Annotated in this window: 17 protein-coding genes; 12 read left to right on the top strand and 5 right to left on the bottom strand. The window is 66.1% G+C overall.

Going from position 1 to position 15,100, the window contains the following annotated elements; all coding sequences use genetic code 11:
* The first annotated feature begins 189 nt into the window (after nt 1-189).
* Nucleotides 190-1,479 carry a cytochrome P450 gene (locus AU072_RS07430; protein ID WP_064413179.1) on the top strand — a complete coding sequence of 430 codons (1,290 nt, stop codon included), beginning with the start codon at nt 190-192 and terminating at the stop codon, nt 1,477-1,479.
* A gap of 237 nt (nt 1,480-1,716) precedes the next feature.
* On the opposite strand, the gene AU072_RS07425 is transcribed toward AU072_RS07430, so the two are convergent.
* Nucleotides 1,717-2,004: a hypothetical protein gene (locus AU072_RS07425; RefSeq protein WP_064413178.1), complete on the bottom strand. Its 288-nt coding sequence runs from the start codon at nt 2,002-2,004 to the stop codon at nt 1,717-1,719.
* A gap of 109 nt (nt 2,005-2,113) precedes the next feature.
* On the opposite strand from AU072_RS07425, the gene AU072_RS07420 reads away from it, so the two are divergent.
* From AU072_RS07420 to AU072_RS07395, 6 genes are all read left to right on the top strand, one after another.
* Nucleotides 2,114-2,890, top strand: a complete 777-nt coding sequence (locus AU072_RS07420; RefSeq protein WP_064413177.1) for a helix-turn-helix transcriptional regulator — start codon at nt 2,114-2,116, stop codon at nt 2,888-2,890.
* An 80-nt stretch (nt 2,891-2,970) separates the two neighbouring features.
* Entirely contained in the window at nt 2,971-3,615 is a 645-nt protein-coding gene (locus tag AU072_RS07415) for a peroxidase-related enzyme (RefSeq protein ID WP_064413176.1), read from the top strand.
* A 50-nt stretch (nt 3,616-3,665) separates the two neighbouring features.
* Nucleotides 3,666-4,085 (top strand): lipoprotein LpqH, encoded by a 420-nt coding sequence (locus AU072_RS07410; RefSeq protein ID WP_064413175.1) that lies wholly within the window; start codon nt 3,666-3,668, stop codon nt 4,083-4,085.
* A gap of 10 nt (nt 4,086-4,095) precedes the next feature.
* The gene (locus tag AU072_RS07405) at nt 4,096-4,467 is read left to right on the top strand and encodes a nuclear transport factor 2 family protein (RefSeq protein WP_064413174.1); all 372 of its coding nucleotides are present in this window, start codon (nt 4,096-4,098) and stop codon (nt 4,465-4,467) included.
* A gap of 52 nt (nt 4,468-4,519) precedes the next feature.
* On the top strand, nt 4,520-5,242 hold the full coding sequence (locus AU072_RS07400) for a FadR/GntR family transcriptional regulator (RefSeq protein WP_064413173.1): 723 nt from the start codon (nt 4,520-4,522) through the stop codon (nt 5,240-5,242).
* Nucleotides 5,239-5,928, top strand: coding sequence for a sterol desaturase family protein (locus tag AU072_RS07395; protein ID WP_064413172.1), 690 nt, complete (start codon nt 5,239-5,241; stop codon nt 5,926-5,928). The genes AU072_RS07400 and AU072_RS07395 overlap by 4 nt, the downstream gene beginning before the upstream one ends.
* Here AU072_RS07395 and AU072_RS07390 read toward each other — a convergent pair.
* Nucleotides 5,925-6,674, bottom strand: coding sequence for a L,D-transpeptidase (locus tag AU072_RS07390; protein ID WP_235629800.1), 750 nt, complete (start codon nt 6,672-6,674; stop codon nt 5,925-5,927). The genes AU072_RS07395 and AU072_RS07390 overlap by 4 nt on opposite strands.
* A 227-nt stretch (nt 6,675-6,901) precedes the next feature.
* Nucleotides 6,902-8,269, bottom strand: a complete 1,368-nt coding sequence (locus AU072_RS07385; RefSeq protein ID WP_064413171.1) for a DUF7159 family protein — start codon at nt 8,267-8,269, stop codon at nt 6,902-6,904.
* A 221-nt stretch (nt 8,270-8,490) separates the two neighbouring features.
* Here AU072_RS07385 and AU072_RS07380 point away from each other — a divergent pair, with 221 nt between their 5' ends.
* Nucleotides 8,491-9,957: a peptide MFS transporter gene (locus tag AU072_RS07380; RefSeq protein ID WP_064413170.1), complete on the top strand. Its 1,467-nt coding sequence runs from the start codon at nt 8,491-8,493 to the stop codon at nt 9,955-9,957.
* Nucleotides 9,958-9,974: 17 nt separating this feature from the next.
* Here AU072_RS07380 and AU072_RS07375 read toward each other — a convergent pair whose 3' ends face one another.
* Nucleotides 9,975-10,925 (bottom strand): threonine ammonia-lyase, encoded by a 951-nt coding sequence (locus AU072_RS07375; protein ID WP_064413257.1) that lies wholly within the window; start codon nt 10,923-10,925, stop codon nt 9,975-9,977.
* A 46-nt stretch (nt 10,926-10,971) separates the two neighbouring features.
* Here AU072_RS07375 and AU072_RS27945 point away from each other — a divergent pair, with 46 nt between their 5' ends.
* From AU072_RS27945 to AU072_RS07355, 4 genes are all read left to right on the top strand, one after another.
* Nucleotides 10,972-11,349, top strand: coding sequence for a thiol-disulfide oxidoreductase DCC family protein (locus tag AU072_RS27945; RefSeq protein WP_064413169.1), 378 nt, complete (start codon nt 10,972-10,974; stop codon nt 11,347-11,349).
* 44 nt (nt 11,350-11,393) lie between these two features.
* Entirely contained in the window at nt 11,394-11,867 is a 474-nt protein-coding gene (locus tag AU072_RS07365) for a GNAT family N-acetyltransferase (protein WP_064413168.1), read from the top strand.
* A 72-nt stretch (nt 11,868-11,939) separates the two neighbouring features.
* Nucleotides 11,940-13,775 carry an MFS transporter gene (locus AU072_RS07360; RefSeq protein ID WP_064413167.1) on the top strand — a complete coding sequence of 612 codons (1,836 nt, stop codon included), beginning with the start codon at nt 11,940-11,942 and terminating at the stop codon, nt 13,773-13,775.
* A gap of 56 nt (nt 13,776-13,831) precedes the next feature.
* A complete protein-coding gene (locus AU072_RS07355; RefSeq protein ID WP_231744846.1) occupies nt 13,832-14,011 on the top strand; it encodes a hypothetical protein in 180 nt (59 codons plus the stop codon).
* Here the strand turns inward: AU072_RS07355 and AU072_RS07350 are convergent.
* A complete protein-coding gene (locus AU072_RS07350; protein ID WP_064413165.1) occupies nt 14,008-14,895 on the bottom strand; it encodes a cyclopropane mycolic acid synthase family methyltransferase in 888 nt (295 codons plus the stop codon). The two genes, AU072_RS07355 and AU072_RS07350, sit on opposite strands and share 4 nt — an antisense overlap.
* Nucleotides 14,896-15,100: the final 205 nt, after the last annotated feature.

The following is a 15,100-nucleotide window of genomic DNA, read 5'->3' as shown; positions in this document are numbered from 1 at the left end:
TTTGGTTCGAACAGTGTCGCAGAATTGTTACAGGAGTGCTCGTCGTGACGAAGAGGTCAATTACCGCGCCGCAGAGAACACGTTCCACTTCCCTTTTCGTTGGACTTTCCCGATCCCGCCTCACCCGCGCCCAACTGTGGTGTAGCAATGCGGTGAGGGCACTAGACGACGTCATCGAGGGATGCAGCCATGCCGACTCCGAACCTTCCGCCCGGATTCGATTTCACCGATCCAGACATCTACGCCGAACGCCTGCCGGTGGACGAACTCGCCGAGCTTCGCAAGGTGGCGCCCATCTGGTGGAACGAACAGACCAAAGGGAACCTTGCGTTCGGTGACAACGGTTTCTGGGTGGTCACCAAGCACAAGGACGTCAAGGAGATTTCGCGACGCAGCGACATCTTCTCCAGTAACCAGAAGACCGCGCTGCCGCGCTATCGCGACGAGGCCGATCCCGAATCGCTCGAGGGCGGCAAGGTGGTCCTACTCAATCAGGACGCCCCGCACCATACGCATCTCCGCAAGATCGTGTCGCGTGCGTTCACCCCGCGCGCGATCGAATCACTGCGCGCCGAACTGCGCGAGCGGGCGGCCAAGATCGTCAAGGCGGCCGCTGCCGAGGGTTCCGGGGATTTCGTCGAGCAGGTCTCGTGCGAGCTTCCACTGCAAGCGATCGCGGGCCTGATGGGTGTGCCGCAGGAAGACCGGATGAAGCTGTTCCACTGGTCGAATCAGATGGTCGGCGATCAGGATCCCGAGTACACCCGCAACGACCCGACCGCCGCGTCGGTCGAGCTGATCATGTACGGCATGCAGATGGCCGCCGAGCGCAGCAAGAACCCGGGCGAGGATCTGGTCACCAAGCTCGTCCAGGCCGACGTCGAGGGACACAAACTCACCGACGACGAGTTCGGCTTCTTCGTCATCCTGCTGGCGGTGGCGGGCAACGAGACCACGCGCAACTCGATCACCCAGGGCATGATGGCGTTCACCGAATTCCCCGACCAGTGGGAACTTTTCAAGCGGGAACGGCCCGTCACCGCCGCCGACGAGATCGTCCGCTGGGCCACCCCCGTGACGTCGTTCCAGCGCACCGCGCTCGAGGACACAGAGCTATCGGGCGTGAAGATCAAGAAGGGCGACCGGGTCGTCATGTTCTACCGGTCGGCGAATTTCGACGAAGAGGTCTTCGACGACCCCCATACCTTCGACATCCTGCGAGATCCCAACCCGCACGTCGGATTCGGCGGCACGGGTGCGCACTACTGCATCGGTGCGAACCTGGCCCGGATGACAATCGACCTCATCTTCAACGCGATCGCCGACGAGATGCCGAATCTGCGGCCGCTGGGCCCACCCGAACGCCTCCGGTCCGGCTGGCTCAACGGCATCAAGCACTGGCAGGTCGACTATGTCGGCGCCGACCCGGCCGTCAGTGGGCGGGCTCCGGTCGGTGCCCGCAGCGAGCCCGCGCCCTGACGTGTTCCCCCGATCGGTGGACCCGCCTTTCCACCGCGGAAGTGTCCGATCGGCGGACGCGCCGGCCGGCCGGGCACCGATACCTTCACGTCGGCACCTGAAAGAGACGGGTGCCATGGTTCCGCCCGGACGGGATCGACTACCAAGCCGGGTCTTGTTCGCAAGACCGGACCGTGAGTTGTCCATCGGGGGCAAGCCATACCTACGGTCTGTCCCGTCCGGGTCTCCCGCTGCGTCTCAGTAGTCGACGATCGAGCGCCAGTACTCCTCCGGTATCTCAGCATTCGACTTCAGCACCATGGCCAGACCGGTCGCCATCGCGATGCCGAGCAGGCCAAGCCACAATCCGAAAAGGCCGATGAGGGTCCACAGCACGGTGGTGACGACCGGCCACGGCGACAGCACCGCCAGCACGGGCGCGAAGAAGAAGCCGGCACCGATGTACCACGCAGACCCTGCGCGGTCGGAGATCAGCACGAAGCGTAGCCACCGCGGGATCGGCGTCGTCGCGGGCAGCGCACCCATAGGGCCTCCTTCGTCCGATGACACCGATAACGCTGCCCTCATGAGGTAGCCGGCGCAATTACCTGCCAGGTAGTGGTCGAGACGCGGGCAGCCGGTCACACTGGCAACCATGACCATCGCGGCTGTACACACGCAGACGTTCGGCGCCTTGTTGAAACAATGGCGCGGGCGCCGGCGGCTCAGCCAACTCGATCTCGCCCTCGCCGCCGACGTGTCCTCCCGGCACGTCAGCTTCATCGAGACCGGACGATCCACGCCGAGCCGGGCGATGGTGCTGCGACTGGCGGAGGTCCTCGACGTTCCGCGTCGTGAGCAGAACCAGCTGCTGATGGCGGCGGGTTTGGCCCCGATGTATTCCGAGCGGTCTCTTGATGATCCGGACATGGCGGCGGTTCGGGACGGTATCGATCGAGTCCTGCTGGCCTACAACCCGTTTCCGTGTGTCGTGGTGGACCGCCGATGGCAGATCGTGCGGGCCAACGCCGGTGCCGGCGTGTTGATGGACGGTGTCGCGCCGGAACTGCTCCAATCACCGAACGCGCTGCGCATCGCCCTGCATCCCGATGGCTTGGCGCCGAGGATCAGAAACCTCGCGCAGTGGCGTCATCACCTCATCGAACGACTTCGGCGCGAGGTCGCGGTCAGCGGTTCTGATGAACTATCGTCGCTGTTGGCCGAAATCGATTCCTACCCCGGCGGTTCCGACGGCACATCGGATCTGGGCAGCGTCGCGGTACCGCTCGAGCTCTCCACACCGGACGGGCGCCTGCTGACCTTTCTGTCCACGGTGACGACGTTCGGCACAGCGCTCGACCTCACCGCCGCCGAGCTCTCGATCGAGGCGTTCCTTCCAGCCGACGAGGCCACCGCCGCCGCCTTGCGGTGAGAGCGGAGCCATCCGCAAGAGTTCTGTTCTGCGGTCACATAATCCTGGTTCGCAGACGGTGATCGCCGCATTGTCGGTGTATGACCACGACCGCCGACGCGCCCACCATCGCCTCCTCCGCACCCAGCCGCATCTCGCGGCTGCGGGTGCCAGAACTCGACGAGCTGCAGACCACCGCGGTGCGCGGCTTCTTCGCCAAACAGCAGCGCGACGAGGGCCTGACGTCGAACTGGTTCCGGGCGCTCTCCCTCAATGAGCAAGACCTGGAACGGCTCAACGGCTACCTGCTGCCGCTGTTGGGCGCCGATGGGCGCGGCGGTCTGAGCGCGCGTGAGCGAGAGGTCATCGCCACCGTCGTATCCGGCGAGAACCGCTGCGCCTACTGCCATACCAACCACGCCAACAAGCTCGGCAAGGTCGCCGGCGATTGGTCGTTCGGCCAGCGCGTGGCCATCGACCACCACCAGGTGGCCGAGTTGACCGACCGTGAACGGGCCCTGGCCGACATCGCCGTGCTGGTCAACAATCACCCGCAGTCGATCCGAGACGGCGACATCGACCGGCTGCGTGCGTTGGGGTTGGACGATCATCAGATCCTCGAGGGCATCTCGATCGCCGCATTCATCGGCGCGACCAATCGGATCGGCATCGCGCTGTCGGTGCCACCCAATGTGGAGTACACGGGTGTCCCGGCCGCCGATCGCCGGAACACGCCGGATCGGTAGTCGCTCGAACCGCGCATATGCGGCCGCGAACACCAATAGAGTCTGGCGTCATGGACATCCGACTCGTTGCGGCGGCCGCGGTCATCCTCGGTGCCGGGGTCGCGGGCTGCTCCACGCCGCCTGCGGCACTCGGTGGGACGACCGCGAAGGTAACCATCAACGGCGAGAGCACCGGCGGACCGCACGCGGTGTCGTGCACGCAGTCCGGGTGGCTGTGGACGATCGAGACCCCCGACGAGAACAAGGGCTTCACGGCCAGCCTCGGCACCGGCGACAAGGTCACCGTGGAATCGGTCAGTTTCCACGACTTCGGCGGCTTCACCGGCAACTTCTGGCAGGGGAACATCGGCGAAGCCGAGGTCGAAGGTGAGGGCGGCAGGTTCACCATCACCGGCTCGGCGGACGGTTCGTTCACCGACAACCCGAGTAATGCGGTGACGGCCACCTTCCGCATCGAAGCAAACTGCTGAGGGCCCGCTCGTGCATGAGTTTCGTCAAGCGGTCGAGGCCGGGGACCTCGATGCGGTCATCGCGCTGTGCCGCGACGACATCGTGTTCCGCAGCCCCGTCGTCTTCACGCCGTACGAAGGACGCGATGCGCTGCGAACGATCCTCGCGGCGGTGATGGAGGTCTTCGAAGACTTCCGATACGTCCGTGAGATCGGGGCGGCCGACGCTCGCGACCATGCGCTGGTGTTCCAGGCGAAGGTCGGCGACAAGGACGTCGAAGGCTGCGACTTCATCCGCACCGATGAGAACGGTGCCATCAGCGAGCTCACCGTCATGGTGCGCCCGTTGTCGGCGACGCTGAGCCTGGCCGAGACGATGAAGGAGCGGTTGGCCGGAGCCTGATCCACTGGTCTGACCACTTGACCTCTGTCCTGTTTGGTGGCAGGGTGGCCGCATGGCCCTGCAACCGGTTAATCGGCGTTCCGTGCCCGAGGACGTGTTCGAACAGATCGTGTCCGAGGTGCTCAGCGGGCAGATGCAACCCGGCGAGTCCCTGCCCAGCGAGCGCAGGCTGGCCGAGGTCCTCGGCGTCTCCCGACCGGCGGTACGGGAGGCGCTCAAGCGACTCACCGCAGCGGGTCTGGTCGAGGTCCGCCAGGGCGATGCGACCACCGTGCGCGACTTTCGGCGCCACGCGGGTCTGGATCTCCTGCCGCGGCTGCTCATGCGGGCCGGCGAACTCGACTTGTACGTCGTCAGGAGCATCCTGGAGACGCGGCTGCACAACGGCCCCAAGGTTGCAGAACTGGCCGCCGAACGCAGCGGTCCGGAACTGAGTGAAGCGCTCGATCAGACGTTGCGGGATCTGGCCGCCGTGGACGATCCCGTCGCTCAGCAACGCCACGCCCTGACTTTCTGGGACCAAATTGTCGACGGCGCCGACTCGATTGCCTTCCGGTTGATGTACAACACGCTGCGGGCCACATACGAGCCGGCGCTGCCCGCGCTGGCGGCCGTGATGGCCGCCGAGGTCGGGAGACCACACGCCTACCGCGACTTGGCCGACGCGATCACCGCACGCGATCCGGCGCGGGCCCGGCGAGCCGCGCAGGATCTGCTCGAACCGGCCACCGCCGCGCTACTGCACGCCCTCGACGATCTGAAGGACCCACGATGACGACGACCGCAGGCCGCGCACGCAAAGGTTTCACCCTCACCGATGCGCTGCGCCAATTCTGGAAACACCCCTCCCCCTGGATGATCGGCGCCACCCTCGCCGCCGCGGTGACCGCACGCATCGCTGTCGGCGACTGGCAGCTCACCGATGCGCTGGTGCCGGTGGTGATGCTTGCGCTGTTTCCGTTCTTCGAGTGGATCATCCACGTCTTCGTTCTGCACTGGAGGCCGAAACGGCTCGGGCCGTTGACGATAGACCCCCTGCTGGCGCGAGAACACCGCGCGCACCACAGCGATCCCCGCGACGTCCCGTTGATCTTCATCCCATGGAAGTCGTTGGCCACGTGGGTGTTGCCGTTGACGGTTGCGGTCGGCCTCGTGGCTTTCCCGCGGCTGGGTATGGGACTGACCTACCTCGTGTGTATCGGGACCCTCGGGCTGGTCTACGAGTGGACGCACTACCTGATTCACAGTGACTACAAGCCGAAAACCGCTCTGTATCGGGCGATCTGGCGTAACCACCGGCATCATCACTTCAAGAACGAGCATTACTGGTTCACCGTGACCAGTTCGGGAACGGCCGACAGAGTGCTCGGCACCTACCCCGACCCGGCCGCGGTGGAGAACTCACCGACCGTGAAGAAGCTGCATGCCGACGCCCAACCGGTCGGCGGCTCGGGCGATTAGGCCTGGACGATGACCGGGTCGCCGATGCTCACCATGTCGTAGTACCACGCCGCGTTGTCCGGGCTGAGATTGATGCAGCCGTGGCTCACGTTCTCGTACCCCTGCGAACCCGTCGACCAGGGCGCCGAGTGCACGTACACGCCACCCCAATTGATGCGGACGGCGTAGTAGACGGTGAGCTTGTAGCCCTCCGGATCATCCAGCGGAATACCGATGGTGCGGGAATCCATGATCACCGGGCTCTGCTTCTCGAGCACCGTGAACGATCCCTTGGGTGTCGCGAAGCCCGGCTTGCCCATGGATGCGGGCATCTCGCGCATGGTTTCGCCGTCGATGCTGACGGTGAAGGTATGGGCGTCGATGTCGGCGACCGCGAGCACCTCAGAGCCGGTCTGAAAGCTGGCCTTGGCATCGCCCGCCATCACCGTGATGGTGGAATGCGCCGGGAAGAACTCTTCTGGAGTCCACTGCAGCACATGGTCATCGAGCCAGGCGAAGGTTCCCTTCTGGGTTCCCAGCGGCATCGTCGGCGCAGATACACCGAACGTGCGCTCGGCACCCGCCCGGTCACCGATGGGCTGCTTGAACGTCACCGTGATCGGATGCGCCACACCGACTGTCTGGCCGGCAGGCTGAATGCTGGCTACGGCGTTCGGCGTTGCGATACCCGCGGAACTTGTCGGGGCGGAGACCACGGTGAGCACCGCGAGGCTCGCCACCGCGAGCAGGTTTCGTAGCTTCAGCACACTTTCATCCTAATTCGTCTCGTGGAGTTCCCCCGGCAATCGCAATGCGGGCCCACGTGTGCATGTCGCAGCACACGCGGATACCGCACTCACAACCGTTATCGAACACGCTGCTCAGAACGTTTCACACCGGTTTGGTCCGAGCGGGCGCGGCGAGCCGGTGAACGGCCGGCAAACTCAGCCCACGACAGGGTTCACATGCCCCCAGCACACCATCGGTCGGCGAGTCACGCAGGCGGCAGTGGCGCGGGTTCCGGTGCCGGGGGTGCACCGCCCTCGGGCGGTGGTGCAACGCCCTCGGGCGGCGGAGCGACGACCGCTTCGGGCGGTGGCGGCGGGAGCGGGGCCCCCGGCGGTGGTGCCAGCGCGGGGTCGACGGGCGGAGGGGCCTGCTGGACCGGTGGGGCGTTGTCGCCGGCGTCCGAGAACCGGTCCCTGATCCGTTGCAACCAACCGCGGCGTTCGGGTACCGGGGTGGGCTGAGCAGGTACGAGACCGGGAGCCATCGATTCCGGTGGCAACGCCGGCGCCCCCGGCACCGTGACCGGCGCGTCGGGTGGCGGGGCGGCAGGCAGCGGATCCTGCGCGACCGCGGGAATGTCGACGACGGCGACAGGCGGCGCTTCGGGTGGCACCGGTATCTCGGCCGGTGGCGGCGGCGGGGGCGCCGCGGGCGGCGGTGAAGCGGCCGGCAGGGGCGCGGGTGCGGCCGCGATGTCGGGCGACGATTTGGCGGCGGGCGTCGGCTCGGAGGGCGTGGTGTCCTTGCCCGGCGTCAGCTGCATGCTGATCGCTGCCGAGACCGATACGACGAACGTGACCGTTCCCGCAGCCAGCATGGCCAGCGGCCCGGCATGCGCGGGCTGCCGTCGACGCTGCTCACCTGCGCGGTCGAGCGCCTCCTCGGTGGCGAACACCGACGTGCCGCTGTCGGCCGCGGCGAGCGCGGCACCGCGTGCCAGGGCCAGCTCGGCTTCGGCGGGTGCGAAGACCGGCACCGACAGCACGGTCTCCAGCCGGGGCATGATCGTGTCCAGATCCGCGCCCGATCCCACCAGCACCAACGCTTCGGGTCGCCAGTCGGCCCTGGCGAACACGGCGTTCAGCCAGCGGATCAACGAATCTTCGCTGTCGACCGAATGGTTGACCGCGGTCTGCACGGCGCCTTCGCGCGTGTTCACGACCAGCGCGATGACCGCGTCGTACTCGATCACGCACACCGCCGTGACCTCATTGCCGAGCAACTCGGCGACACCCCACGCCAAGGCCTCGGACGCCTCGGGCAGTTGCACCGCCACCACGTTGTCGAACCCGCACTCGCGCAGCGATCTGAGTAGCAGCGACGCTTCGGTTTGGGCGTCGTCGCTCCACGTCACACCGATGGTGTGCAACCGGTGACCGTGACCGGCGGCAAGCGCTTCGGCGCGCAGCACCGCGGCCGCGGCCTCATCGGAGGCGTGTCGCGGAGACGAGCGTCGCGTGGGCAGGATCTCGATGGCTTCGCGGTCGACGGTTGCGCCGTCGGCGCCCTGCCCTTCGACGAGGACAAGGCCGACGGCAGACGGTGTCACCGACAAGCCGAGTACGGCGTCCACTCAAACCCCTTCGGACGTCCACTTACCGGGGTGACCGTAACAGCACGGTGCTCCGCCGGTTTCCGAGGGACTGCGGCTGCGGGTGAAAGCCACTGCCGGAGACCGGAATCGAAATGTGCTGTGCCGCTGAACCTCCTGTAAGAGAACGTCGAACAGCTTTGCCGGGACGATTGTTACCTATCGCACGCGGCGCGCGGTTCGCCGTGGCAATGTGAAGACCCATGGCAGCAACCGAGAAGGCGGAGGGCGGGCCCAGCGGCCGCACCGTACTCGGTCACCCGATCGGGTTGACGAACCTGTTCGGAGTGGAACTGTGGGAGCGATTCTCCTTCTACGGGATGCTGACGATCCTCGGCTATTACCTCTATTACTCGGTCACCGAGGGCGGCCTGGGGCTTCCACAGAGCACGGCCACCGGCATCGTCGGCGCTTACGGCGGGCTGGTCTACCTGTCGACCGTGCTCGGCGGCTGGATCGCCGACCGGATTTTGGGCATGGAGCGCACCGTCTTCTATGGCGGTGTCGTGGTGATGTTCGGCCATATCGCGCTGGCCGTCGTTCCCGGCCTGGCGGGGGTGACCGCGGGCCTGGTGTTCGTCGCTCTCGGTTCGGGCGCGCTGAAGGCGAACGCGTCGTCCCTACTCGGAACGCTCTACGCCAAGGGCGACCCGCGCTGCGACGGCGGATTCACGTTGTTCTACCTCGGTATCAACCTCGGTGCCTTTGTGGGTCCGCTCATCACGGGGTTGCTGCAGACTCATGTCGGCTTTCACTACGGATTCGGCGCGGCCGCAATCGGAATGGCGTTTGGGCTGGCTCAGTACGTCATCTTCCGGCGTAATCTCGGCGAGCACGGTCGTCATGTGCCCAATCCCCTGCCGCGCAGCGCATTCGGTGGGTTCGCGGCAATCGCGCTGGCGGCGGCGGTGATCATCGCGGTGGTGTTCGCAACCGGCGTGGTCACGCTGGGGAATCTGTCGCATGTCACGACCGGTGTGCTGGTCACGGCGTCGGTGATGTATTTCGTCGTGATGCTGACCAGCGCCAACGTCACGTCAGTCGAACGCGTCCGGGTGCGCGCGTTCATCCCGCTGTTCGTCGCCAACGCCGTGTTCTGGTCGCTGTTCCAGCAGATCTTCACCGTGCTCGCCGTGTACTCCGACGAGCGGATGAACTGGTCGATCTTCGGATGGACCGCCCCGTCGAGTTGGATCGGCTCGATCGAACCGGTGTGGATCATCACGCTGTCGCCGCTGTTCGCGGCGATGTGGACCAGGCTCGGCGACCGCGCCCCGACCACCCCGCGGAAGTTCGCGTACGGCGTGATCGGGATGGGCTTGGCGTTCCTGCTGTTTCTGCCGATGGCGGGTACGACCGGCCGGGCGGTGCCCGCGCTGTACATCGTCGGTGTGATGGCGGTGTTCGCGATCAGTGAGCTGATGCTGTCACCGATCGGATTGTCGGCGACCACAAAGCTTGCGCCCGAAGCGTTCCGGGCCCAGATGATGGCGCTGTACTTCTTCTCGGTCGGTATCGGCACGGCCATGTCCGGAGTGTTGGCCGGCTACTACAAACCCACGCACGAGTTCGCCTACTTCGGCATCATCGGTGCGGTCGCGGTCGCGGCCGGTCTGATCGTGTTCGCGCTCGCGCCGTGGATCAGCCGCCATATGGAGGGAGTGCACTGAGCGACGTCCTCGCACTGCTAAGCGGCCAGAATCTCCCGCAGCAGTGCGGGTTCGATGTTGCCACCGGATAGGACGACGACCGTTCGGCCCGCCGGGCTGGACCCCTTACGGTAGGCGGCCAGCGCGACCGCGCCGCTGGGTTCGCTCACCAGGTGTGCGCGATGAGCGAATTCGCGTACTGCCGAACGGATTTCGTCTTCGGTCACCGTGACGACGTCATCGAGCACCCGTTGCAGGTGAGCAAAGGTCAACTCCGACGGCTGCGAGCGCAACCCGTCGGCGATGGTGCGGTTGCGGTCCTCGATGGACCAGTCGACGCGGTGTCCGACGCTCAAGCTCTGTGCGGTGTCGGCGGCGAGTTCTGGTTCGACCCCGATCACCTTGGCGTTGGGGCACAACGCCTTGATCGCCGTACCGATCCCCGAGGCGAGGCCGCCGCCGCTGACGGGTACCAGGACTGTGTCGACGGTCGGGAGATCCTCGGCGATCTCCAGCCCGATCGTGCCCTGCCCCGCGATGATGTCGGGGTGGTCGAACGGTGGTATCAGGACACCGCCGGTCTCCTCGACGACCTCGGCCGCGACTCGTTCCCGTTGTCCCGCAGCGCACAACACCACCGTCGCTCCGTGGCCGCGGGTGGCCGCCACCTTCACATCCGGCGTCTCCTGGGGCATCACGATGTGGGCGGGTATCGCATACACCGCGGCCGCGTAGGCCACCGCCTGCGCGTGGTTCCCGCTCGAATAGGCCACCACTCCCCTGGTGCGGACCGATTCGTCGAGGTGGCCGATTGCGTTGAACGCGCCTCGCACCTTGAACGCCCCGACCGACTGCAGGCTCTCGGGCTTGATCCACAGCGGCCGGTCGTCGTCGCCCGCCCACGGGGCGGGAAGCAGCGGTGTGCGAAGCACGAACGCCCGGGTGCGTGCGGCCGCCTGTTCGATGTCGTCGAGCGTCACCAATTCCACACCCACCAGTGTGCCCCCGCCGCAGAAGCGGAGAGACAATGGCCATATGGCTGGAACCCTGTTCTTCGACGGCAACTGCGGCATGTGCACCCGCGCCGTCTACTTCATCCTGAAGCGGAACCGAACGGGCGATCTGCAAACCGCGACTTTGCAGGGTAAGGGTGTCGCCGAGCGGTTGGGCATCCCCCGGTCACGGGTTCTCGACGCCGCGCGATGGCACGACGAGTCCGGCGACGTGTACGAGGGCGCAGAAGCGGTGAACGCCGCACTGGCAGCCGCATTGGGAACCCGGGTTCCGCTCTTGCTGTACCGGACCCCTGGGATTCGTGCGTTGCAGAACGCCGTGTACCGGTATGTCGCCAGTCATCGGTACCGCTTCCCGGGTACGACGCCGTACTGCGAGTCGCATCCCGTCAGCTGCTGACCCGATGGCTCCGTCCGACATCCTCGTGCGGGCAGCGCATCGCGGTGATCTGGGGCGCGATCGCTGACATCTACGCGCATTACGTCGAAAACAGCGTGGCGACCTTCGAATTGGTGCGGCCCGACCGTGAGGAGTGGGGCCGCCGCTACAGCGCAGTCGTCGAAGCAGGCTTACCGTTCCTTTCGGCGGTTCTGCACGGTGAGATCGTCGGCTACGCCTACTGCGCTCCGTGGAAGACCCGCCCGGCCTACCGGCACACCGTGGAGGACTCGGTGTATGTCGCGCCGGGCGCCCTCGGTCGCGGGGTGGGCGGCATGCTGCTCGATGCAATGCTCACCCGCTGCGCGACGGCCGGGATACGGGAGGTGATCGCGGTGATCGTCGACGCCGACATGGCCGCTTCTGCTGCGTTGCACCGCCGTCGCGGGTTCGTCGTGGTCGGTCGACTCACCGCGGTCGGGTTCAAGCACGGCCGATGGCTAGACACGCTGCTACTCCAGCGAAGCCTGGTGGCCTGACGCCTTCTTCGGATGTTTTTTTCCAAGTTGGGTACTCCCTAGCCGATTGGGCCACGGTCGAGGAGGCTGCCGATGAGTTCTGGGGTGCAAACCGGCACGATCACCACGCAGGTTCCGAGCCGGCTGGATCGGTTGCCGTGGTCGCGATTCCACTGGCGCGTCGTGCTGGGGCTCGGCGGTGTGTGGATCCTCGACGGCCTCGAAGTCACCATGGTGGGCAACGTCGCGTCCCGCTTGACCGAGAGCGGTAGCGGGATCGAGTTGACCGCAGGTGAAATCGGCATCGCCGCCGCGATTTACATCACCGGCGCCTGTCTGGGCGCGTTGTTCTTCGGTCAACTCACCGACCGGTTCGGCCGCAAGAAGCTGTTTCTGCTCACCCTCGCGGTGTACCTCGCGGCCACGGTGGCAACGGCTTTCGCCTTCGCGCCGTGGTACTTCTACATAGCGCGGTTCTTCACCGGCGCGGGTATCGGCGGCGAGTACGCCGCGATCAACTCCGCGATCGACGAATTGATCCCCGCCCGCGTCCGTGGCCGCGTCGACCTGATCATCAACGGCTCCTACTGGCTCGGAGCCGCCGGCGGTGCCGCAGGCGCACTGGTGCTGTTGAACACCGCGATCTTCCCGGCAGACCTCGGCTGGCGCATCGCTTTCGGCATCGGCGCCGTCTTCGGTCTCGTGGTCCTCGTGGTGCGGCGGAACGTCCCGGAAAGCCCGCGCTGGTTGTTCATTCACGGTCGTGAGGACGAAGCCGAACGCATCGTCGGCGAGATCGAGCGCGAGGTGGAACGCGAGACCGGCCAGACCCTCGAGGAACCCGAGGGATCGTTGACCGTGCGTCAACGCAAGACGATCTCGTTCCGGGAGATCGCCCACGTGGCGTTCACGAAGTATCCCCGCCGGGCCGTCCTCGGCCTCGCGCTCTTCATCGGGCAGGCGTTTCTCTACAACGCTTTCACGTTCAACCTCGGAACCCTTCTGAGCGGTTTCTACGACGTCTCGTCCGGCATCGTGCCGATGTTCTACGCGATATGGGCCCTGAGCAATTTCGCCGGCCCGATCCTGCTCGGCCGGTTCTTCGACACCGTCGGCCGAAAACCGATGATCTCGTTCGCATATCTGGGTTCGGCGTGCGTGGCGGTCGCCCTGACCGTGCTGTTCGTTTCCCAGACGGGCGGCGTGTGGATATTCATGACGGTATTGGGCGTGTGCTTCTTCCTGGCGTCGTCGGGAGCCAGCGCCGCCTATCTCACCGTCAGCGAGATATTCCCCATGGAGACGCGAGCTTTGGCGATCGCGTTCTTCTATGCCGTCGGCACCGCGGTCGGCGGTATCACCGGGCCCCTGTTGTTCGGCCAGCTCATCGAGTCCGGTGATCGCGGACTGGTCGCGGTCTCCTTCCTGATCGGCGCGGCGGTGATGGCCGTCGGCGGCGTTGTCGAGCTGATATTCGGGGTGAAGGCCGAGGGGCAGAAACTCGAGGACCTGGCCATGCCGCTGACAACCGCGGACGAAGACGAGAAGGAGGCGGAGGCACCTTCGGAGCGCGACAAAGAACGCGCGGCGCGCAAGGCGCGCATCGCCGAGCGCACCGAACGTGAGCGGGCAGCCAACCAGGCGCGGCGCTACCGGCCCGGGCCGGCGGCGGGCTGGTACGGGGCATGGCGCGAGCCGCCGACGCCCGGTGCGCCCGAATCGGCGCTCGACCACGAGATCGAAACGATTGCGCGCGCGGTGAGCGAGCACGAACCGATGTCGGCGCGCGAACTGTACAGGGCGGTCGGCGCGCGGTACTGGGGTCCGGGTGAGTTCCGCAAGGCGTTGCGGGTCGCGTTGGCGGAGAACCGGATCGCCCGGCACGGTCGAAACAAGTTCGGCATGCCGCCTGGGACGTCGCAGCAATGACGTTGGGCTGCAGCATATTCGGGCACAACCCGACGTTTCGGGCTGACGGCCGCGTCATGCGGTGGAAGTGCGAGCGTTGTGGCGAGGCGCAGGGCGCCAAGGAGTACGCCACAGCCGAGGACGCGCGCAGATACGCCAAGGCGTTCAACAAGCGCGACACCGACGACCTCGGGAAGCGCGCGCCGCTACTCGGCCTGCTGCCGTTGCGGCTGTGGCGGGCCCTGCGGCGGCGTTAGCTCTTGGTCAGCGTGAACTGGCAGACGTCGGTGTAGCCCTCGCGGAACAGGTCCGCGCAGCCGGTCAGGTACCTCATGTACCGGTCGTAGACCTCTTCGGACTGGATCGCGATCGCCTCGTCCTTGTGAGCCTCGAGCGCGGCGCTCCAGTGGTCCAGCGTGCGGGCGTAGTGCAACCGCAACGGCTGAACCAGGCCCACGTTGAAACCCGCTTCGGTCGCGTGCCTCTTCACCGCGACGGGCTGGGGCAGATCCCCGCCGGGGAAGATCTCGTCCATGATGAACTTGAAGAATCGCAGCTTGGTCATGGTCAGCGGCAGGCCGCGCTCGGCGAACTCCTCATCGTCGGGCTTGACGATGGTGTGCAGCATCATCACGCCGTCGGCGGGCAACGCGTCGTATGCCATCTTGAAGAACTCGGTGTAGCGGTCGCGACCGAAGTGCTCGAACGCGCCGATCGACACGATGCGATCGACCGGTTCGTGGAACTGCTCCCACCCCTGCAGCAGAACCCGCTTGGTGCGGGGGCTGTCGATGCCGTCGAGCACCTTCTGCACATGGGCCTGCTGGTTCTTGCTCAGTGTCAGGCCCACCACGTTGACGTCGTAGCGCTCCAGCGCCCGTTTGATCGTCGCGCCCCACCCGCAGCCGATGTCGAGCAGCGTCATCCCCGGTTGCAGGCCCAGCTTGCCCAGCGAGAGGTCGATCTTGGCGAGCTGGGCTTCCTCGAGCGTCATGTCGTCGCGCTCGAAGAAGGCGCAACTGTAGGTCTGCGTGGGATCCAGGAAGAGCCGGTAGAAGTCGTCGGACAGGTCGTAGTGCGACTGCACATCCTCGAAATGCGGCGTGAGGTCCTGGGCGGTGTCGGTGGTGTTTTCTGGCACGGTCAGCCCCTGGCGTCGAATTGGGTCAGGTCGAAGCTCCGCACGATTCGAGAGCCTCCCCCGTCGCAGGCAGTTTACGCACAGCACCTGGGTGTAGCCGTCATCACCCTGGTCAGGGACGTGACCGCCGCGGCAGCCGCTCAGGTGTCGACGACGGCGGCCGCGCCGTCTGCGGCGATATGCACGCGTCGCAGATCACCGTGGC

The sequence above is a fragment of the Mycolicibacterium novocastrense genome (assembly GCF_001499835.1).
Lineage (GTDB): Bacteria > Actinomycetota > Actinomycetes > Mycobacteriales > Mycobacteriaceae > Mycobacterium > Mycobacterium novocastrense.
This window is presented reverse-complemented; position numbering and strand designations above follow the sequence as displayed.